Source organism: Pseudoalteromonas sp. 120-MNA-CIBAN-0494, assembly GCF_040308885.1.
Lineage (GTDB): Bacteria > Pseudomonadota > Gammaproteobacteria > Enterobacterales > Alteromonadaceae > Pseudoalteromonas > Pseudoalteromonas nigrifaciens.
The window spans coordinates 1-26889 of the sequence record NZ_JBEOOE010000037.1; the positions used below are offsets into that span (position 1 = coordinate 1).

The following is a 26889-nucleotide window of genomic DNA, read 5'->3' on the forward strand; positions in this document are numbered from 1 at the left end:
TAGAGTATTTATATTGATTTAGCAAATTATATTACTTACTTAATGATAATTAGTATGCGAAACACAGTAGTACTAATCGTTCTACCTTGATGCTGAAACCTATATTATTGAAGACGTTATTTTATCGGGCGCACTGCGCTACGATAATTATAAAGGCTTTGGTGACACGGTTAACTTTAAATTAGCGGGTAACTGGTCGATTACTGACGATATTTCACTGCGTGGTGCATTAAGCTCAGGTTTTAGAGCGCCGTCAATGCAGCAGCTGTATTTTAATAATATCAGTACTCAGTTTGTTGTTGACGATGTTACTGGCAACTTAGTTGCCGAAGAAGTCGGTACTTTTAGAAACGATTCAACATTAGCGCAAAGCTTAGGTATTCCAAAATTAACAGAAGAAAAGTCGCAAAACCGCAGTTTAGGTATAGTGTATAACGTAACAGACAATATTAACGTAACGCTCGACTATTACTCAATTGATATAGACGACCGTATAGTTATTAGTAATCGTTTAGGTAAAGGGTTATCGCCAAGTCTTGACGCTGCATTAATAAGCTCAGGTGCTGGTGCGGGTCAGTTTTTCTTAAATGGTGCTGATACAGAAACGCAAGGTATTGACTTTGTTGCTACCTGGAACACTGAAGGGTTAGGCGGTACGCTTGATTTTACCTTAGCAGCTAACTTTACTAAAACCGATGTGGTGTCGTTATTTACTCCTGCAGGTTCAGGTTTAGAAACAGTACCGGTTGAGGACGTGTTCTCTGACCAAGAAATTTCTATTATTGAAGAGTGGCAACCAGAGGATCGCATCAACTTAAGTGCGCTTTATCAACGTGATGATTGGACAGTTAACTTGTCACTTAATCGCTTTGGTGAGTACACAGTAGAAGATGGCGGCCGCCAGACCTACGGTGCCGAAATATTAACTGATGTTAAAGTAAATTACTTTGTAACTGAGAACTTATCGGTAAATATTGGTGCAAATAACTTATTTGATGTCTACCCAGATGAAAATACTATAGGTAATTCACGTACTGGTACTATTGTAGACGCCCAAGGCAATACCATTGTAAGCAGCCCAGGGGTATTTAAATACTCTCGCCGTTCAGCCCCATTTGGCTTTAACGGTGCGTATTACTACCTAGGTGCAGAATACCGCTTTTAATTATAGATACTCCCATTTTTATACTTAATATAAAGCCCAGCATTTAAGAATGCTGGGCTTTTTTAATTGTTTAACCTGAACTCAGCTTTAGGTTGAGTTATTATCCAGAATTTAGGCTACTTACTGCTTTTTCATTCGGCTCATTTCAGCATGACAGCTTTGCATTGTTAGTAATGCTTTAGCTAGTACAGCTTCGCAGTCTGCGGGTTGTGGTTTTTTCATTGCATCTTTAATTTCTTCGAGGGTTTTATCCTCAACTTCTTCTAGCTCTTTAATATACGTATCGTCGTTATTGCTGCTAAATTTAGTGATAAGCGCAGTGTAAGCACGGCGCGCTTCTACCGCAAATGATGAGCCATCTTCACGTTCGCCTTGTTCATTAACAGCAAAAGGTTGTAAGCGTTCAACGGTTACCTTACGCGCATCAATCATGCGCTGGAAAAGGGCGGCAACAGCGGGATCTTTTACGTTCTGTTGGGCTTTTTCGTAAAAATCTATACCACTATTCATTACTTGGATGATGTCAGAAATATGATTTACTTCATTACTTTGATGGGTGTTCATAATGACCTCTCTTATAAATGAAATTAAATGTTCATTTATATAAAAGCAAAGGTTGTTCCACTATAAGAACTTTCGTAGTAGTTTGTTTTTATTGAAATAAATATATAGTGAGGATGATGTTTGCTTACTTATTAGATTAAGTAAGCAAATTTTACAAAGCTTTTGTAACGGTATTACTTAAGTTCTTCAGCAACTTCGGCTACTTTTTGACGTAACCAAATATGACTAGCATCGCGATGTAACAGCGGGCTCCAAATCATATCTAATTCAAACGGTGGAATAGGAAAAGGAGGTTCTAATATTTTAAGACTAGGATCGTCTATATAAATGTTAGCTGCTTTGGAGGGCAATGTTGCTATTAAGTTTTGTACTTTGGCTAAATGTACTGCCACATGGTAGTTACGGGTAAAGGTGGCAATATTACGGTGTTTACCAAAATGAGCGAGTGCTTCATCAACCCAGCCGAGTTTTTGCACATCTTTAGGATCCATTCCTACGCCTACACCAAAACCGGTTTTACTTACCCAAATATGGCGTGCTTTTAAGTAGCTCTCTAGGCTAAAATTGTCAATAATCGGGTTATCGGATTTAACTAAACAGCAAAAACTGTCTTTCCAAATGCGTTTATGATGAAACGATTGCGGTAGGTTTTCAAAGCGATTGATTGCCATATCCACTTTGCCATTTTCCACATCATGAAAGGTCACATCACTAGGGGTGAGTATATCTAAGGTGGTGTCGGGGGCTTCTGCGTGTAATTTACTTAATAGCTTGGGCGCTAAAGTACTGGCCGCATAGTCACTGGCCATTATTCTAAATACGCGTTTACTTTGGCTTGCTTCAAACTCACGATTAGGCGCAAGTGTTTCCTCTAGGGTCATTAATATTCCGCGAATAACGGGTTGTAACTCTAACGCGCGCTCTGTGGGTACCATGCCATCGCTGGTGCGTACTAAAATAGGATCGTTAAATAAGTTACGAAGGCGCTTTAAGCCATTGCTCATGGCAGGTTGAGTAATACTTAACCGGTTTGCTGCGCGGGTAACATTACATTCGCGCAATAAAGTATCGAGATAAACCAGTAAATTTAAATCTATTTTACTTATATTCATTGTGTGTCCTTAACGCTTTACCAGTGATGGATAAAACGTTGTGCTGTCGGGTATGGATAAATATGGCTAACCTGACCATTTTTAATATTTTGCTGTGCTTGCTTCCAAAAGTTAACATCAATAAGCTCTGGATGTGTGCTCATTAAAAACTGCTTGTAGATTGGGTTAGGCATTACAAAGGTGCAAAGTTGCTCAGGAAATACATCTTGCGGTGCAACCGAATAGCTTTGCTCATCCATTAAGTAGTCGTCATACGTTTTTGCTTTAGGCAGTGCTCTAAAATTCATGTCGGTTAAATATTGCACTTCATCGTAATCATAAAAAATAATACGTTTGTGTTTACTAACACCAAAGTTTTTTAACAGCATGTCGCCGGGAAATATATTAACAGCAATCATTTCTTTTAGTGCCTGGCCGTACTCTTCAATCGCGTCGGCGGCACTGGCATCATCGGCATTTTCTAAAAATAGATTAAGCGGTGTCATGCGTCGCTCAATATATAAATGTTTGATAATTAGCCAGTCGCCTTCAATTACCATGGATGAACCAATGGTTTGGTACAACTGCTGCAACAAGTTACTATCAAACCGCGCCAAAGGAAATACGACGTTAGAATACTCTATGGTGTCGGCCATACGGCCAACCCGATCGTGTTTTTTAACTAACTGGTAGCGCTTTAACACGGTATCACGACCAAAAGGTTTACTTTCGCCAAATTTATCTTTAATAACTTTAAATACATAGCCGAATGAGGGCAGGGTAAATACCATCATCACCATGCCTGGTGTACCAGGGGCGATAGTAAACTCGTCGTTAGAGTGAGTTAAATGATTTAAAAACTCACGGTAAAACTCGGTTTTACCTTGTTTATGAAAGCCAATAGCGTTGTAGAGCTCAGCTATGGTTTTATTGGGCATTAATTGGTTTAAAAATCGCACTAATGCGCAAGGCGCATGGGTTTCTACCATAAAGTAGGCACGCGCAAAACCAAAAATAACTCGCATTTGCGACGATTTAGTAAGTAGTGCGTCTAGGTACAAGCCTTTATCTTCATGGTGTAGTACTGCAATAATAAACGGCTGTACGCCGCTTTGCGATACCACTCGCCCTACAATATAGGCAGCTTTATTACGGTAAAATGGGGTGTGTAGTATATCAAAGCGCATTTGCCATGCTTTATGGTGCGTATCGGGCGCTTGTTTATAAAATGCTTTTACCAGCAGTCGTATGTCTCGCTCTAAGTTTACAAAGGGAGCTTTAAAATCAAAGTGATTAATGATCTGTTTAATTGTGGGCTTTAGGCCGTCAACCACAGGAAAATAGCTGCGATACTCAGCTTCTACGGGCACTGCAGGCGCATCTTTTAGAGTGGCTTCTACAAAAATAAAGTCGTTATGAAAATAACGGCGATGATACAGGCGGCAAAATACCGAGTTATAAAAAGTTTCGGCAAGCTCAGCCTGAGGATGAAAACATAAAAAATGTTGATAGAGCTTTTTTACTTCTAGCCACAGCTGTTCGTCGAGTTGTTCGGTTTGTTGTTGTCGAAGTGTGGCGGTGGTTTCGTTAACCCGATCATCATAATGGCTAATACGTAATCGGCTTATATCATTAATTGCTTGCCAGTCTCTTTTAGCAAACGCCAGCGGTGCTTTTGCCGTGGTTTTTTGAAATAACAGGTAGTGCTTTTTAAAGCCCGTTAAAATTAATTCAGCAATATGACGAGGCTGCATCATTACTCCTTATTAGACGCTAGAGCTTATACTCTATCATTGTTAAGAGTATGTTATTCTCGATTTAAAACCAAGCTAAATTAAGATGTTATTTATTCATGAGATAAAGGTTACTGATAGTTGTCTATTTTTTTTTGTAATTTATTAATGCGCTTTTTTACCATATTAATTTGTGCTTTATAGTTTTTGTTAATTACTTTTTGTTTTTTAGCAATATCGGCGGCAATACGTTTTTTATCTTCCTTGGCTAAAATATGGTTAAGGCGCTGTTGCTGTTTATAATCAGCTTGGTCTTTTTTACGATCTAATATTGCTAACTTATGTTGATTACTGCGCAGCTCTGCCTGTAAGCCTGCTAGTAAGCTTTCGCGCTCCAGTTCGTTTAATTGCTTGGTGTAATCTACTTTAGGGCCTACTTGCTGATTTATTGTGGTGTTAACTTTGTATACGGTGGCATTGTTATCGCACGGGAATTGAGAAAAGGTGGTGCCTTCTTGTGTAACACACTTGTAGTAACTGGTTGCACTGAAACTGTTAAAGCTTAAGGTTGTAAACAAGAGGAAAATAAAAATACAGTACAGCTTAATCATATTGGCTATCCCTAAGAGTGTTTTACTGCGTTAAATTAATAACGTTAAAGTAAAACTATAACCTAGCTTGGCGGTATAGCAAGCTAGGTTAATAATAGCCTTATTGAGTAAAGGTTTTTAACTTTTTGATACTGTGAACTAAAAATGGAATGTCTAAGCCTTGCTCAATAGAAAATCCTTCGGCGGCAGAAATATTTTTAAAGTCGCCATCAGGATCAATTAAGGTAATTCTATCCTTTTTATACGCTATAACCACGCCTTGAGAATAATTAACACCCATATTATCTTTTTTCTGGTGTAAGTTAACACCAAGCATAGTTTGCTCAGCAATAGCGTTGCAGTTTAAATACTGCCCAACAGCGGTCGCTATTATATCGCTAGGTTGAATAAGGCCATTAACGCGAGTGATCCGTTTATCTGAACTATAAAGCGTTGAGGTAATTACCACCTCTTTATTATTATCAGCCAAACTAAAAGCATAAACATGAGTATTTTTATCGCGAGGTGCTAAATCATCAGTGCCTTTAATAATTCTAATTGCACTATTAGTGTGGGTTTGATCGTTAATAAAATTTAACGCTGCAATACCCGTTACTTCAACACTGCGACGTTGGCTTTGCCATGCGGGTAATGTTTGCTCATTTATAATTGTAGATTTATAAAATGCTGGTAAACCATAAACTAAACTAAAGAGCATATCGTTATGATCGGTTGGTTGTAAAAACTGCTTAGTGCTATACAAGTTTTTATTACTGGCAAATTGAGCAAGCTGCTGCGCTGTTTCAAATACAAAAATATCAATTTTAGCCGGTGTGTAATCTTCGCATTTTGTCAGCGGAGTAGGCAATTGGTAGCTAATGTTTTGTTGATTAATTTGCACATTATGCGCTTGTTTATAGCTTTCTATGTCTAGTAGATCATTTTTAGCTAATAAGCTTTTAGCCGTTGTAGGGTAAGAGAGTGGTAAAAAGTTATCTTGTTTAGTTACATCAAACTTTAAATTAGCGTCTGCCCAAATATGAATACTATGACTTAAAGCAAAACAAATCACTAAAAATGAACTCGCGTAGCGAGCAAACTTGAGCTGCTTTAAACGCGCTAAATTTTGCCAAGTAAAATTACTGACCGTTAACTGAAAACCTAAAATAACTAAAACTATGCCACCGGCTAAAATAGTTGTTAAAGCGGGTGAGCTGTTTAAGCGGTGCCATAAAAGCGAAATGATCTCAGGTAAAGCAGAACTACTTAAGTGATAACCTAAATTAAAATAAACATAAGCATCAAGTGTGAGTAAAGAGGCGCCAAAGGTAGCAATAACTGCAGCCATACCGCGAATATGGCGAGGGTATGGAAAAACTAAACTGAGCGGAAATACCGTCAGCACAAACGCTAAAAAGGCAATAAAGCTAGTATGGCTAAGCCAAGTAACTAGCATATAAGTAATACCCATAAAGCTTGTAGGTGGCGAGTCGGCAAACAAGTAGCTTAAGCTAATTAAGAGCGCTAAGCCAATATTGGCAAAGGTAAACCAATGCCCCCAACTTAGTAATTGACTCGCTTTTGATGAAAACTGATTGTGCTGCGATAAATTCATAGAGTTTATTTAACCGACTGTGCGAGAGCTTTAGCAAAGTTCTCGGTAACGGCTTGTCTTTTCCCTGTTGGTACATGCTCTTTTAAGATATGCGTGATAGAATTTCCTAAACACATAAGACTCAAATCAACCGGCGCATTGTGTTGAGTTAACACATCAATAAGCTGATCGACGATTTGTTCTACTTGTTCATTAGAGTATTTTGATAAGATTGGCATCAGTTGGTTCAATTTAATAGTTATATTCTCACATTTTAACACCAGAGGCGTGAAAAACAAAGATGGCAACAGACGTTAAAAAACTAGTCGTTCATTATGTAGACAAAAAAGACGGCGATACTCAAATTCATTTACGTAATGATGAAATGCTAATCAACGATAAAGTAGCTGTGTTTATTGAGCAATTGCATCATGCATATAATGGTAAGCCAGGTAAAGGCTTTTGCGCTTTTAGTGGCGATAAAAATAGCGTAGTTGCATCGGCAATGCAAAGTTACCGTAACAACGAACTTGGCTTTTGGCATATGACAGATCAAGCATCGAGTGTGTTAAAAGAGGAACTTGATAAATACGCATTTAATGAAACCGGTTATTTAGTGTTTTGTCACTATCAGTATGTGGCTACAGACTACATGCTGATTGCGATGATTAATATTAAAGAGCATTACTCAATTACCTCTGAGCTAGATTTAGCATCGTCACGTCATTTAGATATTTCGCGTATGCAATTAGCGGCACGAATCGATTTAACCGCTTGGGACACCCAAGCGCAAGACAATCGTTATATTTCATTTATTAAAGGCCGCGCAGGGCGCAAAGTTGCCGATTTCTTCTTAGACTTTTTAGGCTGTGAAGAAGGTATTGATCCTAAACAACAAAGCCAAGTAATGCTCAGTGCTGTAGAGGATTACTTATCAGAGCAACAATTTGATAAATCAGAAAAAGACGATTTACGTAAACAAGTATTTGATTACTGTAATGATTGTGTAACGACAGGTGAAGATGCCAACGTAAGTGAGCTTTCGGCAACACTTACAAAAGGCGATGACAGTCCGTTTGACAGCTTTTGCAAAGAGCAAAGTTACGATTTAGAAGAGTCATTCCCCGTTGATAAAAAAACAGTGGCAAGTATGGTTAAGTTCTCCGGTTTAGGTGGCGGTGTAAGTGTGAGCTTTGAGCGTAAACACTTAGGTGAACGTGTTACTTATAATGAAGCAACCGATACCTTAGTGATCAAAGGCATTCCGCCAAATTTAAAAGATCAGTTACAACGCTTCATGGAAAAAGAACAAGACTAATGCGATTGATCTAAAGTTACAGGTACAAAAAAGCCCCGCTAGTTAATAATTAACTAGCGGGGCTTTTTAATGAGTATTGTTAATCAACACTCATTGTTTTAGTCATTGTAGAACTTGCACGACCAGCAGGTTTGATTGAACCCGCACGTAAACCACTGTCTGGCACTAGTTCACGTTTATCGTGAGCCATAGCAACAGATGTATGTTTTACTTCGCTATCAGCTACAGGGGTAGGCTGTGCCATTGGCGCACTTGCTGACCCTTGAGCTATCGCTGTTTTAACATGTGGTGCTGCAGTTACTACTGGAGTTTCAACTTTAGCTGGCTCTTCAGTTACCACTGGCGCTTCAACTTTAGTTGGCTCTTCAGTTACTACTGGAGTTTCAACTTTAGCTGGCTCTTCAGTTACTACTGGAGTTTCAACTTTAGCTGGCTCTTCAGTTACCACTGGAGTTTCAACTTTAGCTGGCTCTTCAGTTACTAATGGAGTTTCAACTTTAGCTGGCTCTTCAGTTACTACTGGCGCTTCAACTTTAGCTGGCTCTTCAGTTACTACTGGGGTTTCAACTTTAGCTGGCTCTTCAGCTGCTACTGGCGTTTCAACTTTAGCTGGCTCTTCAGCTGCTACTGGAGTTTCAACCTTAGCTGGCTCTTCAGTTACAACTGGAGTTTCAACTTTAGCTGGCTCTTCAGTTTGTACTGGCTCTTCTACAGCTTCAACTTTGGCTAAGTCTTCAACCGCAACGGCTTGTTCAACTTGTTGCGCTGCATCCGCAGGTGTAGCTGCAGATTTAGCTTTAAGCTCTGCTTCATACTCTGCAGCAGCTTGGTCGGCAACAGGAACAAATGCCGGTGCTTCATCTGACTTAGCTTCATTGCCTTCACCTTCAGGGCGACGACGGCGCTGACCTGATGCACGAAGATGACGAGGTGAGCGACGTGAACGTGTACGAGTTTGCTCTTGCTCGTCTTCGGTTGTAGGTGTTTCATCGTTAGAATCAACATCTTCAACTTTTTCTTCTTTAATATGAGCTGTTTTTTCTGCCGCTGTTTGAGTTTGCTTTTCTACAACAGGTGCTTGCTCTTGGGCTACTGGTGTTTCTTTTTCTGTAGCTTGTACAGGTGTTTCATCTGTTGTTTGTACCTGCTCAGCATTTTCATCTTGCAGGCGTACTTTTTTACGCAAATTACGACGCTGGCGACGAACCTTTGGTTTTTGATCCTTTGGCTCTTCGGCTTGAACTGGCTTAGTTTCAGCTTCTGCTTTTGCAGGTGCATCAACTTTTACTGCATCTTTATCTTCAGTGCGTGGCTCTGGGCGCTTACGTGAATTAGGATTGCGACGACGCTTATTGCGATTCTCGCCTCTCTCTTGGTTCTCGTTAGTTTGCGTTGCTGCTTCAGGTGTTGATACAGAGTTAGTTTTAACCTCTTCATCCGCAGTACGCTCAGTGCGTGGCTTAGAACGAGGGTTATTACGGCGACGCTGATTGTTGTTATTACGGCGACGATTATCGTTATTACGCGTATTGTCGCGCGTTTCTTGTTGCTGTTTTTGTGTTTCTTCTTTTTTCACTTCAACGGTTTCGCTGGCGAATAAAGATTTAAACCACTTACCAATTGCATCCAGTAAACCGCTTTGCGCTTTAGTTTCAGCAGGGGCAACAACGTTAGCAGGAGCCGCTTGTGGAGCTGGTGCTGCAGGCATTACAACGCCTTTTAACATTGGCTCTTCACGTACTGGTGCTACAGGCGACTTAGACATTTCAAATGCTTCAGGCTCTGGAGCAACAATTTGTCCATAGCTTACTGTTTCAATCGTTTCGTCTTTACGTAAGCGCATTACTTCGTAGTGTGGTGTTTCCATGTGTTGATTAGGAATGATCACTATGTCGCACTTATGTTGTTTTTCCATGCGATGAACACTACGGCGCTGTTCATTTAATAAATAAGCGGCAACAGCAACAGGCACTTGAGCATTAACTTGTGCAGTGTTGTCTTTAATTGCTTCTTCTTCAATTAAACGCAAAATAGACAGTGCAATTGATTCGTTAGAACGAATCGTACCTTGACCACTACAACGTGGACATGGGCCTTGGCTTGCTTCACCTAATGAAGGGCGCAGACGCTGACGCGACATTTCGAGTAAACCAAAACGTGAAATTTTACCAATTTGCACACGAGCACGATCAGGACGAACAGCGTCTTTTAGACGGTTTTCTACTTCACGCTGATGGCGTGGTGGTGTCATATCGATAAAATCGATAACAATTAAGCCACCTAAGTCGCGAAGACGTAATTGACGTGCAATTTCATCTGCTGCTTCTAAGTTAGTATTAAGTGCTGTTTCTTCAATATCGCCGCCTTTTGTTGCTTTAGACGAGTTAATATCGATAGAGGTTAATGCTTCTGTAGGATCAATTACAATTGAACCACCTGAAGGCAAGCGTACTTCACGCTGGAACGCAGACTCAATTTGGCTTTCAATTTGGTAATGCGTAAATAATGGCGTATCACCTTGATAAAGCTTAACACGGCTCATAAAGTCAGGGCGAAAACGTTCAATATGCGCTTTAGCTTCTTCAAAAACACGTGGTTTATCAATTAATATTTCGCCAATATCACGACGTAAATAGTCGCGAATTGCACGAAATATTACATTGCTTTCTTGGTGTATTAAAAACGGCGCTTTAGCACTGTCGGCTGCAACACCAATTGCTTCCCAATGAACAAGTAAGGCTTTTAAATCGTAGTTTAATTCTTCAAACGATTTGCCAACACCAGCAGTACGAACAATTAAGCCCATACCTTTAGGAAGTTCTAAACGACTAAGTGACTCTTTTAGTTCAGTACGCTCATCACCTTCAATGCGACGAGATATACCGCCAGCACGAGGATTATTAGGCATTAAAACTAAGTAGCTACCGGCAACGCTGATAAAGGTAGTAAGTGCTGCGCCTTTTTGGCCACGCTCTTCTTTATCAACTTGTACTATAACTTCTTGACCTTCTTTGATCACGTCACGAATATTCGGACGGCCATGGAAAGTATACCCAGCTGGGAAGTAAGTACGGGCAATTTCTTTTAAAGGAAGGAAACCATGACGATCAGCACCGTATTCAACAAATGCTGCTTCAAGAGATGGTTCAATGCGAGTGATTTTGCCTTTATAAATATTGGCTTTTTTCTGTTCGTGACCTGGGCTTTCTATATCTAAATCATATAGGCGCTGGCCGTCAACCAGTGCTACGCGCATTTCTTCTTGCTGCGTTGCATTGATTAGCATACGTTTCATATTGTTACTCTACTAGTTTGTGTCGCTGACATGACGCTGTTTTCACGTCTGTTCAGTTATTCCTATTTTTAGAATGTGCAGCCTCACGACTGGGTCTTTAATGGAACGGCTCTGTTTTTTGCGTACGCAGTATTTTTAAATGCAGGCAAACAATAGTGTATTTATTACTATTAAATTCATAGCAGGGCTAAAACTGTCGGCTTTTCAGCTACGTTACACGTTTTACCCAGAAGTTGGCCTGTCATACTAATCTTATTAAATGCCGTTCATATTTAGGCGCATAGGGCTCGTTAAGTAAGTGAGTAATACAAGGTGATGTACTACTAAAATCCATTTTTGTGAGCAAAAATCGCTGCCAATGTTAATGACGACTTATTTATTAGATTTTTTTAGTTCTAAATAAGCTGCTGTACGGTACTACAATTGAGCAAGTGCTGAACGACGTTTTTACGTCGTCACTATCAGACAAATTATCTGTTCATTGCTTTTTCAATCGCATTAAAAATCAATTCATGTTCAAACTTAACTGGCAATATATTACGCGCATTGCCGCTAATTGATCGCACGTGTTGACTGGGTATGTATAAAAGCTTTGGAAAACTTAACTCGGATCTGTATGATCAATTACCCAGAATGTGCATCACGAATGTATTACTGCGTTAAAAAGCACCGTTGTTATTTGCAAATACTAAATATTTGCGCTGCTGATTATCCCACTATTATAACTGTGTTAGCAACTAAATTATTTTTCTTAAATTAGTGATTAGGCAATGTCAGAAAAAAACGACTTACAAGTAACTTATGTCACGATCAACGAAGACCATTTAGGTCAACGAATTGATAACTTTCTTATTACCCATTTAAAAGGGGTGCCTAAAAGCGCAATTTATAAACTTTTGCGTAAAGGTGAGGTGCGCGTTAATAAAAAACGCATTAAGCCGGTATATAAACTGCAGCTAGAAGATGTTCTTCGTATTGCGCCAATTAGGGTGGCAGAACGAGAAGAGTTTGTGCCTTCAAAACTTGATAAAGTAACACGCCTTGAAAATGATATTATATTTGAAGATAAATACCTGATTGTTATTAATAAACCATCGGGTATGGCGGTACATGGTGGCAGTGGCTTAAGTTATGGTTTAATTGAAGCGCTGCGAGTATTACGCCCAGAAGAGCGTAGTTTAGAGCTTGTGCATAGACTAGATCGCGATACGTCGGGGTGTTTACTAATTGCTAAGCGCCGTTCAGTACTGACTGCTTTACATGAGCAGTTACGTGAAAAAACCATGGAAAAAAACTATTGGGCGCTAGTTGATGGCCAATGGGACTCTAAAACTAAAAATGTTACCGAAGGGCTGCGTAAAAATACGCTTAAGTCTGGGGAGCGCGTAGTGCGTGTAGATAACACTGAAGGTAAACCCTCACATACCCGCTTTAAAGTGCTTGAGCGCTTTAACGAGTGCTCGTTAGTGCAGGCGTCACCGGTTACCGGGCGTACTCACCAAATACGTGTGCATACACAATGCAAAGGGCATCCCATTGCGTGTGATGATAAATATGGCGATGAAGAGTTTGATAATTCGATGCGTAAAACAGGGTTAAATCGTTTGTTTTTACATGCTCATGACTTAACTTTTTATCATCCTAAAAACGAAACAACCATGCGCGTAGAAGCACCGCTTGATAAAGCACTGGCTAATTGCTTAGTTAAATTGCGTGCTAATAAAACGTGATAGCAGTCAGTTCGCTCAAAAAGTACAAGCTGGTTATTTTTGATTGGGACGGCACAGTAATGGATTCAATAACTAAAATAGTTAATTGTATTTGCAGCAGTGCCGTTGCGTTAAATATAGAACCGCCAAGCAATGAAGCAACAAAAAGCATTATAGGTTTGTCGCTTGATAAAGCCATTGCGGTATTATTTCCGCTGCATAGAGCGCAGCACCAAGCGTTAATTAGTGGATATAAGCAGCATTACCAAACAGATACTACGGCTACACCATTATTTGCCGATGTAGAAAAAGTGCTATTAGCACTACAGCACAGTGGCATTATTTTAGCCGTGGCAACAGGTAAAGGGCGCGCAGGACTCGATCGTTTATTACATCAAAGTGAGTTAGGGCATTATTTTAGTGCAACGCGTAGTAGTGATGACGCAAGCTCTAAGCCATCGCCCGATATGTTGTTTCAATTATTAGCAGAGCTTGGCATAAGCGCCGATGAAGCGGTTATGATTGGCGATACAAAAATTGATATGGCAATGGCGCAAGCCGCGGGTATGGATAGCATAGGTGTCACTATGGGTGTACATAACGCAAAGCAACTTAGCGAGTTTAACCCGATTGCAACTGTTGATAGTTATCAGCAGTTGCAACAGTTATTGCTGCCTGAGCATTAACTAAGGGGGGTATTTGATTGCGCACTTAGCACATCAAGGCCAAACTCAGCTAATAATTGGCTGAGTTTGATCAGTGGTAAACCAATTAAACTGTTGGGATCGTCTCCAGTTAATTTTTCAAATAAACAAATCCCTAGGCCTTCACTTTTAAAACTGCCTGCGCAATTATAGGGCTGCTCAGCATCGCAATAAGCACTTATTTGCGCATCAGTGAGTGTTTTGAAAGTAACATTAAATGGTTCAATGCAGGTTTTACTCTCCCCAGATGTAAGATCGTAAACGCACAGGCCAGTTAAAAATGTTACACTATGGCCGCTAAAAAGGGATAACTGCTTTACGGCATTGTGTTTATTATGAGGTTTACCTAAAATTTGCTCATTAAATACAGCAACCTGATCTGAGCCAATCACTAAGCCTTTACTAAAGTGTTTACTAGCTGCGCGGGCTTTTAATTCACTTAAACGCTTAACTAGTTGTGCAGGGGTTTCATTGTTTAATGCTGACTCGTCAACATTCGGTGAAAATGTATCGAATGGTAGATTGAATTTTTGTAATAAAGACTGCCTAAAGGGTGAGCTTGAGGCTAATATAAGTGGGTACTTCATAGATTGTTTTCCTAACCAAAATCAGATTGAGTTAGGATAAATCAGATCCGTGAGTAAAACACGTGAAAAACCACGTAAATATGGTTTTTTACTTTGACTAACCAACTAACTATCTATATGATGCAGCCCCTATGCAAAAGGTGAAAATTCCCATCACTCTTCATCCAGGCAAAGCAGCGCAACACCGTTTAAAGTATGACGGCATTGTACCGCTTGAGAAACTAACTCGTTTACGAGAAGTTGTGCAGGAAGAAGTAGGTGAAATAGCGGTAAAAATTCATTGCAAAAACGACGACCAAGGTTTTGTTGTGATTAGAGGCAATTTGTCCACACACGTAACTGTCACTTGTCAACGTTGTAATGGTGATTTAGGGTTGGATTTGGTGCAAGATTTTGTTTATTCACCAGTTGGTGATGAAACAGAATCAGACATTTTTCCAGAAGACTACGATGAAGTAGCGCTTGATGAAAATGGTGAAATTAACGTTTTTAATTTAATTGAAGACGAATTAATTTTAGCAGTTCCATTAGTCTCTACCCACAACGAAGCTTCATGCAGTTATTCAGCAAAGCCTGCCAGCTTTGGTGTTTTAAAGGCGGAAGATGAGAAACCTAATCCATTTGATATTTTGAAACAACTTAAGAAAGATTCTTAGGAGAAGACTATGGCTGTACAAAAAAGCAAAAAGTCTCGTGCAAGACGCGGCATGCGCCGTTCACACGATGCGATTAGTGGTCCAAGCTTAACTGTAGATCAAACATCTGGTGAGACTCATCGTCGCCACCATGTGACTGCAGATGGTTACTACAAAGGCGTTCAAGTAATTTCTAAATAAGAGATTTCTTTATGCTGAATAATCTAACCATAGCGTTAGATATGATGGGGGGCGATTACGGCCCCCGTTCATCTATCCCCGCTGCCGTTAACGCGGTAAATGCTCATGCTAATTTAACGCTAATTTTATGCGGTAATGAGCAAGTAATATCAAAACAACTCGAATCACTCGATTCACTAGCACACCCTCGACTTATTATTCGCCACTGTAGCGAAGTTGTTACAAATGCATGTAAGCCCGGTGTTGCTGTACGCTCCAAAAAAGATTCATCTATGCGCGTTGCCCTTAACTTAGTTAAATCGGGCGAGGCTCAAGCATGCGTAAGTTCAGGTAATACTGGCGCGTTATTCTTTATGGCACATTACGTGTTAAAAATGCTTCCTGGTGTAAAACGTCCAGCACTTATTTCTGCGGTACCTACAGAGCGAAAAAACCCTGTTTATTTACTCGATCTGGGTGCTAACGTACATTGCGATGCGCAAACCTTATATCAATTTGGCATTATGGGGTCGGTAGTCGCAGGGCAAGCACTTGGCTGCGATAATCCCAAAGTAAGTTTATTAAATATTGGCTCTGAAGATATCAAAGGCCATGAAGATATTAAGCAAGCTGCACAATTAATGCAGCAAAGCCCTTTAATCAACTATATTGGTTACAGTGAAGGTAGCGATATATTTACCGGAAAAGCCGATGTTATTGTATGCGAAGGCTTTGTGGGTAATGTGGCGCTTAAAACCTGTGAAGGGATTGCAAAACTTATAATGAATAAGTTTACCGCCGCGCTTGAAAAGCACCTCGTATATAAATGCATGGCGTTTATGCTGAGTCCTATAATAAAAAAACTCTATAAAAGGGTGAACCCCGACCAGTATAACGGTGCAAGTCTGGTAGGATTGCGCGGTATTGTGGTTAAAAGCCATGGAAATGCCTCAGCTAAAGCATTTCAAGCAGCAATTGATGAAGCGGTAAAGGAGGTTGAACGCCAACTTCCTGACAAAATAGCCGCAATTTTTGATAAAATACATTCTAAAGACACGGTGAACGAGTAGTAATTGAGTTGCCGTGTTTATAACATTATTTATTTGTTTAATTAAAAAGAGCAAAATATGGCACAACAAATTGCAATTCTATTTCCAGGTCAAGGCTCACAAAGTGTTGGCATGTTAACTGAGTTACTCCAAAGCTCAGACATTGTTAAAGCAACTTTTAGCGAAGCGTCAGCGGCGCTAGGATATGACCTAGCAGAACTGGTTCTTAATGGCCCAGAAGAAAAGCTAAATCAAACTCACCGCACTCAACCTGCATTATTAACAGCCAGTGTTGCTATTTACCGTGACTGGTTAGCAGCTAACCCAGATGCAGATGTTGTTATGGCTGGACACAGCTTAGGTGAGTACTCAGCATTAGTATGTAGCGAAGTAATAAGCTTGAGTGAAGCGGTAAAGCTAGTAGAAAACCGTGGTTTATATATGCAAGAAGCCGTACCTGCAGGTGTGGGTTCAATGGCTGCTATTATTGGCTTAGGCGACGATGAAACCAAAGCGGCTTGCGCCGCTGCAGCGCAGGGTGAAGTGGTTTCTCCGGTAAATTATAATTCTCCTGGGCAAGTTGTTATTGCAGGCCATAAAGCGGCTGTAGATCGCGCTTCTCAAGCGTGTAAAGATGCAGGTGCAAAACGTGCATTGCCACTTGCTGTTAGCGTACCATCGCATTGTGAGCTAATGAAGCCGGCCGCTGAAAAGCTAGCTATTGATTTAGCTGCGTTAACATTTATCGCGCCTAAATGCGCTGTTATTAATAATGTTGATGTAAAAGCTGAAACGTCAGCTGATGCAATTAAAGACGCATTAGTACGCCAGTTATACAGCCCAGTACGCTGGACTGAAACAGTACAAGCATTAGTTGCACAAGGTATAACGCAAAGCTACGAATTTGGCCCAGGCAAAGTATTAACTGGCCTTGCAAAACGAATTGATAAAGCAATGATCTGTGGTTCAGTTAACGACTGTGCCTCAATTGATGCTGCAAAATAAGAGTATAAAATATGACTAATTTATTTTCATTAGCGGGCAAAGTTGTCCTGATCACGGGCGCTAGCCGTGGTATTGGTAAAGCCATTGCAACTACTTTAGTTGCCCAAGGCGCAAAAGTAGCGGGTACGGCCACCAGTGAGTCGGGTGCTGCTAAAATTAGCGAGTATTTAGGTGAAAGCGGTAAAGGTTATGCGTTAAACGTAACTGATCCTGCATCTATTGAGGCGACATTGGCGGCGATTAAAGCTGATTTTGGCGATGTTGACATATTGGTTAATAATGCCGGCATCACTCGCGATAATTTATTAATGCGCATGAAAGAAAGTGAGTGGGATGATATTATCGACACTAACTTAAGTTCTATATTCCGTTTATCTAAGGCAGTATTACGCCCAATGATGAAGAAAAAGAACGGTCGTATTATCAATATTGGCTCAGTAGTGGGCACTATGGGTAATGCTGGGCAAGCTAACTATGCAGCGGCTAAAGCCGGTGTTATTGGCTTTTCTAAGTCACTAGCACGCGAAGTAGCGTCGCGTGGTATTACGGTAAACGTAGTTGCGCCTGGTTTTATTCAAACCGATATGACCGATGGTCTTACGGATGAGCAAAAAGCAGCCACACTGGCAAATGTACCAGCAGGGCGTTTAGGGCAACCAGATGAAATTGCTGCTGCTGTATGTTACCTAGCGTCAGATGCGGCTGCGTATGTATCGGGTGAAACTTTGCATGTAAATGGTGCGATGTACATGGTTTAATAGCCTATGTGCAAAGAAAGTAATTAAATATAAGTAATTAAATTGCCAAAAAAGATTGAATTATTGGCAATCTTGCTTTAAACATACTTGAAATCGTGGTTAAAATAAGCGATAAAAGACGAAACGTACACTCAAGAGGTTTGACCAGACAATTATTTATGGTCAAAAGATTGAATCAGAGAATTATGCGACGTAAACTACGCCGCAATCTGAAAATAACGCATTGGCGTTTTTAATAAAGGAAAGAAGAATGAGCGATATCCAAGAACGCGTAAAGAAAATTATCATCGAACAACTAGGTGTTAAAGAAGAAGAAGTGAAGAATGAATCTTCTTTCGTAGATGACTTAGGTGCAGATTCTCTTGATACAGTTGAATTAGTAATGGCTCTTGAAGAAGAGTTTGATACTGAGATCCCTGATGAAGAAGCTGAAAAAATCACTACAGTACAATCTGCTATCGATTACGTTACAGCTCACGCTGAGTAATTAATCGCATATTAAGGGCAGCATTCGCTGCCCTTAATCTCTATATCCAAACCACTTCAAAGTATATGATTCAAAGCAAAGCTAAACATCAATCTAATTTACACTGATTTTATTGGTATTATGCGTTTTAAATCTAATTTGAGACGAGTACTTTGAAGTTGCTTGGGTATTATTATCCCCTTATAAAACACCTTATTGGAGGCAAACCGTGGCTAAACGTCGAGTTGTCGTAACTGGCTTAGGAATGTTGACGCCGCTAGGTAATGATGTGCAATCAACCTGGCAGGGCTTATTAGATGGCAAAAGTGGTATTCAAACTATCACACACTTTGATACATCAAAATTTGGTACGCATTTCGCGGGTCTAATCAATGATTTTGATGCATCGGCTTATATGCCAGCAAAAGATGCTAAAAAAATGGATTTATTTATTCAATACGGCATTGCCGCGGGGATCCAAGCATTTAAAGATTCAGGCCTTGAAGTAACTGAACAAAACGCGACGCGTATTGGCGTAGCAGTGGGTTCAGGTATTGGTGGTTTAACGCTTATTGAAGAAAACCATATAAAACTACTTAATAGTGGACCGCGTAAGTTATCCCCATTTTATGTACCTTCTACCATTATTAATATGATTTCTGGTCATTTATCAATAATGAATGGACTACGTGGCCCTAATATTTCTATTGTTACAGCCTGTACTACGGGTTTGCATAATATTGGCCATGCTGCCCGTATGATAGCGTATGGCGATGCAGATGCTATGGTAGCTGGCGGTGCTGAAAAAGCCTGTACACCAATTGGTATGGGGGGCTTTAATGCTGCTCGTGCACTTTCAACACGCAACGATGATCCACAAGCGGCTTCGCGTCCTTGGGATAAAGACCGCGATGGTTTTGTATTATCAGATGGCGCGGGTGTTGTGGTTGTTGAAGAATACGAACACGCAAAAGCACGTGGTGCAAAAATTTACGCAGAACTAGTTGGTTTTGGTATGAGTGGTGATGCATTTCATATGACTTCACCACCAGAAGATGGTGCAGGCGCAGCATTAGCGATGGAAAATGCGCTAAACGATGCGCAAGTAAATGCGGACCAAATTGGTTACATTAACGCACATGGTACATCGACTCATGCAGGCGATAAAGCAGAAACCTCGGCCGTTAAAAGTGTTTTTGGCAGTGCAGCAAAAGACGTAATGGTGAGTTCATCTAAATCTATGATGGGTCACTTATTAGGTGCTGCTGGTTCGGTTGAGTCGATTATTTCAATATTGTCGTTAACCGATCAAAAAGTTACCCCAACAATTAATCTTGATAACCCAGATGAAGGGTGCGATTTAGACTATGTACCGCACACTGCCCGAGATGCAAAATTAGAGTTTGCACTATGTAACTCGTTTGGCTTTGGTGGTACTAATGGCTCGTTACTGTTTAAAAAGGTATAATCTTTTTAAACAACAGACCAGACTATAAGAGCTCAGTTGTTTAACTGGGCTTTTTTTATATGCAAAAAACACAAAAAAACACACAAACTATTATTACAACAGTTAAAAACAGCACTATAAGCGCGTACGATCGTGGCTTAAATTATGGTGATGGCTTTTTTACAACTGCAAAAGTAGTAAATGGGCAAGTAGAGCATTGGTCACATCATAAAGCACGTTTAATTGAATGTGCTGCACGACTTGGTTTTCCATTAGTAGATATTGCTGAACTTGAAGCTCACATAGCTAAAAGTATAGCGGAGCATACGTTGTGTGTGCTTAAAATTGTAATAACGCGAGGCGAAGGAGGGCGCGGTTATGGTTTGCCGCAAACCTGTAATGTAACCGTGTTATTGAGTGTTTTAGAGTATCCTCAAAATTACAGCAGACTGGCAGATGAGGGTATAAGCCTTAACATCAGCCCCATTAAACTAGCCGCACAACCCTTGCTTGCAGGGCTCAAAACACTAAACCGCCTTGAACAAGTATTAATAAAAAAAGCGCTGCAAACGCAACCTTGTGACGATGTGCTTGTACTTGATTATAACAACAATGTGATAGAAGCCTCTGCAGCAAATATTATTGCTATTAAGCAAAATAAATTATTTACCCCAAGCCTTAATGAGTGCGGGATAAAGGGGGTTTATCTACAATCATTATGTGATAAATTAGCCGTTGATTTTAAGTGCGTAAGTATTGCAGACTTGCTTGAAGCAGATGCGGTTTTTATCTGTAATAGCTTAATGGGCGTAGTGCCTATTAATCGTCTTGAGCAGCGTAGCTTTGATATTGTGCATAGCCAGTTATTATTAAATAAATTATTAGCCAAGGAGGCTAAGTGTTAAAAGTTACTTTATCGGTATTATTATTAGCTATAATTACCAGTGTTTTTGGTTATCAGCAATTACAAGCAACGCTCCATAGCCCATTAAAAGTAGCGAATAACACCCAATTTGAAGTGAAAAAAGGTACTGGCTTTAATCAGTTATGTAAGCAATGGCAAGCCAATAACTGGGTAGAAAACTGCTGGCGTTACCAATTACTTGCTAAACTAGACCCAACACTCACAGATTTAAAAACGGGGCTTTACGCACTTAATAGTGATAGTGTTATTAGCAATATAAAAAAAATAAATAATGGCCAACAAGTTAGCTTTAGTTTTACAATTATTGAAGGCCAAGCGCTGCGCGAAGTATTAGCCGCTATTAAAAATGCCAATAACTTAAAAAATGATTTAAAAGAGCAGCAACTAAGTCAGCAAATACTTGGCAGTGATATGCACTTAGAAGGCTGGTTATTTCCCGAAACCTATCACTATCATAATAACGACACAATTAGCAGTGTGCTAAAACGCGCCGCCCAAAAAATGCAGCAAACCCTTGATACTGCTTGGCAGCAGCGTGCACAAAATTTACCCTATAAAACAGCGTACGAAGCACTGATAATGGCCTCCATTATTGAAAAAGAAACGGGCCTTGCCAGTGAGCGGCCATTAATCGCCTCTGCATTTGTAAACAGACTAAATACTAATATGCGTCTACAAACAGATCCAACCGTAATTTACGGCATTGGGGAGAGCTTTGACGGCGATATTAAACGCAAAGACTTGCGTAACTACACGCCCTATAACACCTATCGTATTAATGGCCTGCCGCCAACACCCATTGCCATGCCATCAAAGGCAGCTATTTTAGCCGCGGTTAATCCACCCACAACTGAGTATGTTTACTTTGTTTCAAAAGGTGATGGCAGTCATCAATTTTCAACCACATTGAAGCAACACAATGCGGCAGTTAAAACGTATATATTAAACAAAAAGAACTAATTTTTTATGAAACCTAAATTTATAGTAATCGAAGGGTTAGAAGGGGCCGGTAAATCTACCGCTATTGCTTTGTGCCAGTCGTTTTTAAACAGCAAAAAAATTGATTTTATTAATGTGCGTGAACCCGGTGGTACGCCGCTTGCTGAGTCGTTACGTACATTAGTAAAAGCACAACATGACGAAGAAATAGCGTTCGAAACTGAGTTATTAATTATGTACGCTGCACGCTCACAGCTAATGCACAATGTAATAAACCCTGCACTTGAGCAAGGGCAATGGGTATTGGCTGATCGTCACGACTTATCGTCACAGGCGTATCAAGGCGGTGGACGCGGAATTAGTGCAAACACGTTAGCGTCGTTATCCTCTATGGTGTTAAAAGGATTAAAACCCGATTTAACCATTTACCTTGATATTGACCCTGTTATTGGTCTTGAACGTGCAAAAGGGCGTGGTGAACTCGATAGAATTGAACAAGAAGCCATTGAGTTTTTTCAGCGCACCCGTATGCGTTACATTGAGCTTGCAAACGATGATGAAAGCATTAAAACCGTTGATGCTAACCAAAGTATTGATAAAGTACACCGTGATATTACTAATGTACTGCGTACGTTTTTTTCAGGGTTAAAATAATATGGCATTGCCATGGCTTAACGATGTAGAGCAACGTTTAGCTCAAAGCTATAAAGCGCAGCGCTTTCATCACGCGCAGCTATTTTGCGGGCCTATTGGGGTAGGCAAGTTTGAGCTAAGCGATCAATTAGCTAACAGTTTGTTATGTCACAATACACAATCGCAGTTAAGTGCACCTAATAGCGTACTAACGCCGTGTGGGCAGTGTAAAAGCTGCTCGTTAAACCTAGCTGGGACGCACCCAGATAAACGCGTTACTCAAGTAGAAGGGCAAAGCATAGGTGTAGACGACATACGCGGCATAAGCGATTTTATGCACCAGTCGGCGGCGCAAAATGGCAACAAAGTGGCGATTATTGAAAACTGCGAAAAAATGACAACGGCGGCAGCAAATGCATTATTAAAAACCTTAGAAGAGCCCAGTAACAGCCGGTTTTTAATTCTTACAACCAGCCAAGTGGCACAATTACCAGCGACTATTTTAAGCCGCTGTGCTAAAACTGAGGTCAAAGTAACCAATAGCCAGCTAGCACAGCAGTGGCTAAGCTCTCTAGATGTGCCTAACTACCCATGGTTATCATTGTTTTACAGTCAACCCCTGCAAGTAAAGCAGTGGCAACAGCAAAATCAGCTAGAAAGCATTGATACACTCTATAAATTTGCAACTGAGTTTAAACAAAGCCATAATTTCAATGCGTTAGTCGATATAATAAATAAACAGCCTGAGCTTGTTCGTATTTTTACCTTATTTTTAAGTGAGCAGTTAAAACAGCAGCTTTTAAATGGCATGAGTTTTGAAGCCTACCAAGTTGCACAGCAAGCCTTGAATGATTTTTTACAAAATAACATACAAATTCTTGGGCTAAACTTACCGCTTGCGGTATCACGACTAGCGTATACATTACGCAACCAATAAAAAGGATTAGATATGCAAGAGCTATTAGTTGATATAGATGACCTTGACGAACTATATCGCTGCTACATGCCTTTTTTAAAAAAAGGGGGGCTATTTGTACGCACCAATATGCGTTACGAGCCTGGGTATTCACTCGCTTTACGCGTAACCTTACCTGATGCCTTAGAAGACGATGTGGTCACCGGCAAAGTCACGTGGATCACTCCGCAAGGTGCACAAAGCTCAAACCCTCCGGGGATCGGCATTAGCTTTTTAGATGATAAAACAAACCTAAACGCGAAGATCGAAAAACTGCTGGGGACTATGTTAAACTCCGGCAATCCAACTTATACCATGTAGTAAAAACAGGCCTTATTTTGATTGTAGATTCTCATTGCCATTTAGACCGTCTTGATTTTGATAAACTCGATTTAAACCTAGACCAAGTACTTGATAACGCCCGTGCCAAAAAAGTAGAACACTTTTTATGTGTGAGCGTCACACTTGATCAGTTCCCTAACATGCTAGAGCAAATTAAGCATTACGACGACGTATCAGCGTCATGTGGTGTACATCCGCTTGATCAAAAAGACGCGCTCAACAAACAGCAACTAATTGATTTAGCCTCGCACCACAAAGTAGTGGCTATTGGCGAAACTGGGCTCGATTACTATTACGCAAAAGACACTCACGCAGTGCAGCAAGCAAGCTTTGTTGGCCATATTGAAGTAGCCAACGAATTACAAAAGCCACTTATTATTCATACCCGCGACGCACGTGCCGATACCATTAATTTAATGCGTGAGCACAAAGCAGAAAATTGCGGTGGAGTATTGCACTGTTTCACTGAAGATTGGGATATGGCCAAAAAAGCCATTGATATGGGCTTTTATATTTCTATTTCAGGAATTGTGACTTTTAAAAATGCGGTAGAGCTTAAAGAAGTAGTAAAACAAATTCCACTCGATCGACTGCTTATTGAAACCGACTCGCCGTATTTAGCCCCAGTACCGTACCGTGGTAAAACTAATCAGCCAGCGTACGTGGAAGACGTTGCTTACTATATTAGTGAACTAAAAGGTATTAGCTTTAACGAGTTGGCAAAGGCCACCACCGATAATTTTTATTCTTTATTTAAATTAGCAGCTAAAGGCTAACCTCATGACGACTCTCTCGGTGCAACACCCGCTGTTACTTATGGGGCCTATGGTGCGCCGAGCAGAAAAAACCACAGTTTGTATTCAGTTTGCTACCTCAAAGCAGGTAAACGGCCGTATAGAGCTAATGGGCTACGAATGCTATAGCGAACAAAACAGCGTTAGACTGGGTGAACATTTATTTTTACAGTTCATAGTTATTAAACCCATAAACAGTCAGTTCCCGCGCGACATATTACTACAATATCAGTTATTTTTTGATGACAGCCCCGTTGATTTATCAGCGTTTAGTTTTAATGATGGCGCGTTACCTGCGTTTGTGATCCCCAAAAGACTGACGCAAATATTGCATGGCTCATGTCGCAATGCACATCATCCCGCAAAAGACAGCCTAGTTAGTTCAAGTCAGTGGCAAGCTACTCAACGCAGTAATAATCAGCAAGGTGCGCAGTTGCTATTACTCTCGGGCGATCAGGTATATGCTGACGATGTAGCAGGGCCTATGTTATTAGCTATCCATCAACTCATTAAGCAATTAGGCATTTACAAAGAGCAACCGCTTGCACTGGATTTACCCGACGATATTAGCCAACAGCTTTATGGCCGCCATCATTTATTACCCACCACCTCGTGGAAAAAGCGCTCTAAATTAGGCATAGGTTATTGGTTAAAAAAAGACGAGCCACATTTTTCTAGCGTAAAAGCGTATAACCACCTTATTCATTTTGAAGAGTTTGTAGCGCTGTATTTACTTAATTTTAGTAGTACCGCGTGGCAATATGTTGACTTATCAAAGCTAAATTACTCAGGCGGTAACGAAAAAAGCCAAGCATTGTTTAGCACAGAAAAAGCCACACTAATTGATTACGCTAAAGGCTTAGCTGAGGTAGAGCGATTATGTGCCAATGTGTCTACCTTAATGATGTTTGACGATCACGATGTCACTGATGATTGGAACCTCACCGCCGGGTGGGAGCAAGCCATTAATCAAAACCCCAGTAGCAAACGTATTGTAAATAATGGCTTAGCAAGCTATTGGCTGTTTCAAGGAATGGGTAACGACGCACTACAAAAAACCGGTGCGCTACTTACTCGATTTACAACAAGTCTAGCTGGGGATAAGCAATGGCAATTCAAAGCATTTGATAAACATCTAAATGATTTTAACCATTGGCATTATGAGCTAACAACTATTCCTAAAGTGGTGGTGCTTGATACCCGAACACACCGCTGGCGTAACGAGCAGAACTTTAATGAACCCTCAGGCTTGTTAGATTGGGAGCGTCTTACTGAGCTTGAAGAAAGCCTATTAAGTCATGACCAAGTCATTATTGTATCGCCCGCTCCGGTGTTTGGGGTTAAATCAATAGAGGCGATTCAAGCGGTGTTTAACATGTGTGGCCAACCGCTTATGGTTGATGTAGAAAACTGGATGGCGCACGAAGGCTCAGCTAAAAAATTACTCGACACATTTAGACGTACCGACACCCCAAATGAAACGCTGATTTTATCAGGCGACGTGCATTATTCGTTTTGTTTTTCAGTGCAAAAGCGTTTTGGCGATCACCCCAACAGAATTTGGCAGCTCACAGCTAGTGGCATTAAAAACGAGTTCCCGCGTAAGCTAATAAATGTGCTTGATAAGCTCGACTCCATTTTATATGGCCCTAAAAGTCCGCTTAACTTTTTTACCAAACGCTGGCACATGGAAGTCGACAAACACCAAACTAAAGGCAAAGGGCAAAAGTACCTAGTAAGTGATTCGGCTATTAGTTTGGTTACCCTCAAAGGCGGCAATTTAGCCCGCTACCAGCTCATACACGGTGACGGCCACACCACCGAATTTGATTTAGAAGAGCAGTAAATTTGAACAGGCGATAGGTTTTAGGCGCTAGGTATCAGGCCGCTATTATTGCCGACTTGTAGCAGCGACTTCATGTCGCGTCATTTTTAATGTCGTTAGCGGCGGGCGACGAGCTTCGAGTTGCGGGCTCAATATCCAAAACGCAGCGTCTCTTAACCCTCTGTGGTAAAAAAATCACTAAAATATCTTTTGAACAAAGAGAAGGGAATGAGAAACAAATGAGAGGGTCAAGCCGGTTCTAGGTTGATATTATTGCTGACTTGTAGCAGCGACTTCATGTCGCGGCATTTTTTAATGTCGTTAGCGACGAGCTTCGAGTTGCGGGCTAAATAGCTAAAAGCGCAGCGTCTCTTAGCCCTCTTTGCGCATCATTCACTTAGGCCTAATTGAACTGAGAGAAGAGAATGAGAAGTAAATGAGAAAATAAAGCCACTAACCCAAGTGATTAATTGTTTTGTTACTGCCTCTAAAAGCGCAGCGTCTCTTAGCCCTCTTTGTGAATAATTTTCTTAAAGATCTTATTGCACTGAGAGAAGAGAATGAGGAGTAAATGAGAAGATAAAAC

Annotated in this window: 25 protein-coding genes and 1 pseudogene; 18 read left to right on the forward strand and 8 right to left on the reverse strand. The window is 40.6% G+C overall.

Annotated features, from left to right (window positions below):
• Positions 1 to 76: 76 nt before the first annotated feature.
• A pseudogene (locus AAEY55_RS15830) lies at positions 77 to 1165 on the forward strand (TonB-dependent receptor domain-containing protein); the annotation flags it as partial.
• Positions 1166 to 1285: 120 nt separating this feature from the next.
• On the opposite strand, the gene AAEY55_RS15835 reads toward AAEY55_RS15830, so the two are convergent.
• From AAEY55_RS15835 to AAEY55_RS15860, 6 genes are all read right to left on the reverse strand, one after another.
• Positions 1286 to 1729, reverse strand: coding sequence for a PA2169 family four-helix-bundle protein (locus AAEY55_RS15835; protein ID WP_011328498.1), 444 nt, complete (start codon positions 1727 to 1729; stop codon positions 1286 to 1288).
• 173 nt (positions 1730 to 1902) lie between these two features.
• Positions 1903 to 2841, reverse strand: coding sequence for a LysR family transcriptional regulator (locus tag AAEY55_RS15840; protein ID WP_011328497.1), 939 nt, complete (start codon positions 2839 to 2841; stop codon positions 1903 to 1905).
• A gap of 17 nt (positions 2842 to 2858) precedes the next feature.
• A complete protein-coding gene (aceK, locus tag AAEY55_RS15845; RefSeq protein WP_350552159.1) occupies positions 2859 to 4574 on the reverse strand; it encodes a bifunctional isocitrate dehydrogenase kinase/phosphatase in 1716 nt (571 codons plus the stop codon).
• A gap of 110 nt (positions 4575 to 4684) precedes the next feature.
• Positions 4685 to 5164 (reverse strand): DUF4124 domain-containing protein, encoded by a 480-nt coding sequence (locus AAEY55_RS15850; RefSeq protein ID WP_350552135.1) that lies wholly within the window; start codon positions 5162 to 5164, stop codon positions 4685 to 4687.
• Between the two features lie 100 nt (positions 5165 to 5264).
• Positions 5265 to 6758 (reverse strand): DUF3413 domain-containing protein, encoded by a 1494-nt coding sequence (locus tag AAEY55_RS15855; RefSeq protein ID WP_182679242.1) that lies wholly within the window; start codon positions 6756 to 6758, stop codon positions 5265 to 5267.
• A 5-nt stretch (positions 6759 to 6763) separates the two neighbouring features.
• Complete coding sequence (locus AAEY55_RS15860; RefSeq protein ID WP_011328493.1) at positions 6764 to 6976, reverse strand: DUF1414 domain-containing protein; 213 nt, start codon at positions 6974 to 6976, stop codon at positions 6764 to 6766.
• A gap of 62 nt (positions 6977 to 7038) precedes the next feature.
• Between AAEY55_RS15860 and yejK the strand changes: the two genes are divergently transcribed.
• Positions 7039 to 8055, forward strand: coding sequence for a nucleoid-associated protein YejK (yejK, locus tag AAEY55_RS15865; RefSeq protein WP_011328492.1), 1017 nt, complete (start codon positions 7039 to 7041; stop codon positions 8053 to 8055).
• A 79-nt stretch (positions 8056 to 8134) separates the two neighbouring features.
• On the opposite strand, the gene rne is transcribed toward yejK, so the two are convergent.
• A complete protein-coding gene (gene rne, locus AAEY55_RS15870; protein ID WP_350552138.1) occupies positions 8135 to 11350 on the reverse strand; it encodes a ribonuclease E in 3216 nt (1071 codons plus the stop codon).
• Positions 11351 to 12120: 770 nt separating this feature from the next.
• Here rne and rluC point away from each other — a divergent pair.
• Together rluC and AAEY55_RS15880 are read left to right on the forward strand one after the other, a co-directional pair.
• Complete coding sequence (gene rluC / locus AAEY55_RS15875) at positions 12121 to 13080, forward strand: 23S rRNA pseudouridine(955/2504/2580) synthase RluC (RefSeq protein WP_011328490.1); 960 nt, start codon at positions 12121 to 12123, stop codon at positions 13078 to 13080.
• Positions 13077 to 13745 carry an HAD-IA family hydrolase gene (locus AAEY55_RS15880; protein ID WP_244181032.1) on the forward strand — a complete coding sequence of 223 codons (669 nt, stop codon included), beginning with the start codon at positions 13077 to 13079 and terminating at the stop codon, positions 13743 to 13745. Before rluC ends, AAEY55_RS15880 begins: the two co-directional genes overlap by 4 nt.
• On the opposite strand, the gene AAEY55_RS15885 is transcribed toward AAEY55_RS15880, so the two are convergent.
• Entirely contained in the window at positions 13742 to 14350 is a 609-nt protein-coding gene (locus AAEY55_RS15885) for a nucleoside triphosphate pyrophosphatase (protein WP_058373622.1), read from the reverse strand. The genes AAEY55_RS15880 and AAEY55_RS15885 overlap by 4 nt on opposite strands.
• Before the next feature lie 131 nt (positions 14351 to 14481).
• Between AAEY55_RS15885 and yceD the strand changes: the two genes are divergently transcribed.
• The 14 genes from yceD (at position 14482) to AAEY55_RS15955 (ending at position 26324) form a co-directional block, all read left to right on the forward strand.
• On the forward strand, positions 14482 to 15006 hold the full coding sequence (gene yceD / locus AAEY55_RS15890) for a 23S rRNA accumulation protein YceD (protein ID WP_011328487.1): 525 nt from the start codon (positions 14482 to 14484) through the stop codon (positions 15004 to 15006).
• 9 nt (positions 15007 to 15015) lie between these two features.
• On the forward strand, positions 15016 to 15186 hold the full coding sequence (gene rpmF, locus AAEY55_RS15895; protein WP_011328486.1) for a 50S ribosomal protein L32: 171 nt from the start codon (positions 15016 to 15018) through the stop codon (positions 15184 to 15186).
• An 11-nt stretch (positions 15187 to 15197) separates the two neighbouring features.
• On the forward strand, positions 15198 to 16235 hold the full coding sequence (gene plsX / locus AAEY55_RS15900; RefSeq protein WP_350552141.1) for a phosphate acyltransferase PlsX: 1038 nt from the start codon (positions 15198 to 15200) through the stop codon (positions 16233 to 16235).
• A 57-nt stretch (positions 16236 to 16292) separates the two neighbouring features.
• A complete protein-coding gene (gene fabD, locus AAEY55_RS15905) occupies positions 16293 to 17219 on the forward strand; it encodes an ACP S-malonyltransferase (protein ID WP_350552144.1) in 927 nt (308 codons plus the stop codon).
• Positions 17220 to 17230: 11 nt separating this feature from the next.
• Positions 17231 to 17977 (forward strand): 3-oxoacyl-ACP reductase FabG, encoded by a 747-nt coding sequence (gene fabG, locus AAEY55_RS15910; RefSeq protein WP_086994963.1) that lies wholly within the window; start codon positions 17231 to 17233, stop codon positions 17975 to 17977.
• A 250-nt stretch (positions 17978 to 18227) separates the two neighbouring features.
• Positions 18228 to 18464, forward strand: a complete 237-nt coding sequence (gene acpP, locus AAEY55_RS15915; RefSeq protein ID WP_006792304.1) for an acyl carrier protein — start codon at positions 18228 to 18230, stop codon at positions 18462 to 18464.
• Between the two features lie 208 nt (positions 18465 to 18672).
• Positions 18673 to 19911, forward strand: coding sequence for a beta-ketoacyl-ACP synthase II (fabF, locus tag AAEY55_RS15920; protein ID WP_011328482.1), 1239 nt, complete (start codon positions 18673 to 18675; stop codon positions 19909 to 19911).
• Positions 19912 to 19970: 59 nt separating this feature from the next.
• Positions 19971 to 20795 (forward strand): aminodeoxychorismate lyase, encoded by an 825-nt coding sequence (gene pabC, locus AAEY55_RS15925; protein ID WP_350552147.1) that lies wholly within the window; start codon positions 19971 to 19973, stop codon positions 20793 to 20795.
• The gene (mltG, locus tag AAEY55_RS15930) at positions 20789 to 21775 is read left to right on the forward strand and encodes an endolytic transglycosylase MltG (RefSeq protein WP_011328480.1); all 987 of its coding nucleotides are present in this window, start codon (positions 20789 to 20791) and stop codon (positions 21773 to 21775) included. Before pabC ends, mltG begins: the two co-directional genes overlap by 7 nt.
• 6 nt (positions 21776 to 21781) lie before the next feature.
• Positions 21782 to 22408: a dTMP kinase gene (gene tmk, locus AAEY55_RS15935; RefSeq protein WP_350552150.1), complete on the forward strand. Its 627-nt coding sequence runs from the start codon at positions 21782 to 21784 to the stop codon at positions 22406 to 22408.
• Between the two features lies 1 nt (position 22409).
• Positions 22410 to 23324: a DNA polymerase III subunit gene (locus AAEY55_RS15940; protein WP_013464701.1), complete on the forward strand. Its 915-nt coding sequence runs from the start codon at positions 22410 to 22412 to the stop codon at positions 23322 to 23324.
• A gap of 12 nt (positions 23325 to 23336) precedes the next feature.
• Positions 23337 to 23663: a PilZ domain-containing protein gene (locus AAEY55_RS15945; protein ID WP_008109887.1), complete on the forward strand. Its 327-nt coding sequence runs from the start codon at positions 23337 to 23339 to the stop codon at positions 23661 to 23663.
• Positions 23664 to 23680: 17 nt separating this feature from the next.
• Positions 23681 to 24460 (forward strand): TatD family hydrolase, encoded by a 780-nt coding sequence (locus tag AAEY55_RS15950; protein WP_013464702.1) that lies wholly within the window; start codon positions 23681 to 23683, stop codon positions 24458 to 24460.
• 4 nt (positions 24461 to 24464) lie between these two features.
• Positions 24465 to 26324: an alkaline phosphatase D family protein gene (locus AAEY55_RS15955; RefSeq protein ID WP_350552156.1), complete on the forward strand. Its 1860-nt coding sequence runs from the start codon at positions 24465 to 24467 to the stop codon at positions 26322 to 26324.
• Positions 26325 to 26889: the final 565 nt, after the last annotated feature.

What these genes read in the sequence shown, in the direction of transcription:
- AAEY55_RS15840 (WP_011328497.1), bottom strand. Translation starts at nt 2,841, where the DNA reads ATGAATATAAGTAAAATAGATTTAAATTTACTGGTTTATCTCGATACT.
- AAEY55_RS15860 (WP_011328493.1), bottom strand. Translation starts at nt 6,976, where the DNA reads ATGCCAATCTTATCAAAATACTCTAATGAACAAGTAGAACAAATCGTC.
- AAEY55_RS15955 (WP_350552156.1), top strand. Translation starts at nt 24,465, where the DNA reads ATGACGACTCTCTCGGTGCAACACCCGCTGTTACTTATGGGGCCTATG.
- fabD (WP_350552144.1), top strand. Translation starts at nt 16,293, where the DNA reads ATGGCACAACAAATTGCAATTCTATTTCCAGGTCAAGGCTCACAAAGT.
- aceK (WP_350552159.1), bottom strand. Translation starts at nt 4,574, where the DNA reads ATGCAGCCTCGTCATATTGCTGAATTAATTTTAACGGGCTTTAAAAAG.
- AAEY55_RS15940 (WP_013464701.1), top strand. Translation starts at nt 22,410, where the DNA reads ATGGCATTGCCATGGCTTAACGATGTAGAGCAACGTTTAGCTCAAAGC.
- pabC (WP_350552147.1), top strand. Translation starts at nt 19,971, where the DNA reads ATGCAAAAAACACAAAAAAACACACAAACTATTATTACAACAGTTAAA.
- tmk (WP_350552150.1), top strand. Translation starts at nt 21,782, where the DNA reads ATGAAACCTAAATTTATAGTAATCGAAGGGTTAGAAGGGGCCGGTAAA.
- AAEY55_RS15855 (WP_182679242.1), bottom strand. Translation starts at nt 6,758, where the DNA reads ATGAATTTATCGCAGCACAATCAGTTTTCATCAAAAGCGAGTCAATTA.
- acpP (WP_006792304.1), top strand. Translation starts at nt 18,228, where the DNA reads ATGAGCGATATCCAAGAACGCGTAAAGAAAATTATCATCGAACAACTA.
- AAEY55_RS15885 (WP_058373622.1), bottom strand. Translation starts at nt 14,350, where the DNA reads ATGAAGTACCCACTTATATTAGCCTCAAGCTCACCCTTTAGGCAGTCT.
- AAEY55_RS15945 (WP_008109887.1), top strand. Translation starts at nt 23,337, where the DNA reads ATGCAAGAGCTATTAGTTGATATAGATGACCTTGACGAACTATATCGC.
- fabG (WP_086994963.1), top strand. Translation starts at nt 17,231, where the DNA reads ATGACTAATTTATTTTCATTAGCGGGCAAAGTTGTCCTGATCACGGGC.
- rne (WP_350552138.1), bottom strand. Translation starts at nt 11,350, where the DNA reads ATGAAACGTATGCTAATCAATGCAACGCAGCAAGAAGAAATGCGCGTA.
- AAEY55_RS15835 (WP_011328498.1), bottom strand. Translation starts at nt 1,729, where the DNA reads ATGAACACCCATCAAAGTAATGAAGTAAATCATATTTCTGACATCATC.
- rluC (WP_011328490.1), top strand. Translation starts at nt 12,121, where the DNA reads ATGTCAGAAAAAAACGACTTACAAGTAACTTATGTCACGATCAACGAA.
- yejK (WP_011328492.1), top strand. Translation starts at nt 7,039, where the DNA reads ATGGCAACAGACGTTAAAAAACTAGTCGTTCATTATGTAGACAAAAAA.
- plsX (WP_350552141.1), top strand. Translation starts at nt 15,198, where the DNA reads ATGCTGAATAATCTAACCATAGCGTTAGATATGATGGGGGGCGATTAC.
- AAEY55_RS15850 (WP_350552135.1), bottom strand. Translation starts at nt 5,164, where the DNA reads ATGATTAAGCTGTACTGTATTTTTATTTTCCTCTTGTTTACAACCTTA.
- yceD (WP_011328487.1), top strand. Translation starts at nt 14,482, where the DNA reads ATGCAAAAGGTGAAAATTCCCATCACTCTTCATCCAGGCAAAGCAGCG.
- rpmF (WP_011328486.1), top strand. Translation starts at nt 15,016, where the DNA reads ATGGCTGTACAAAAAAGCAAAAAGTCTCGTGCAAGACGCGGCATGCGC.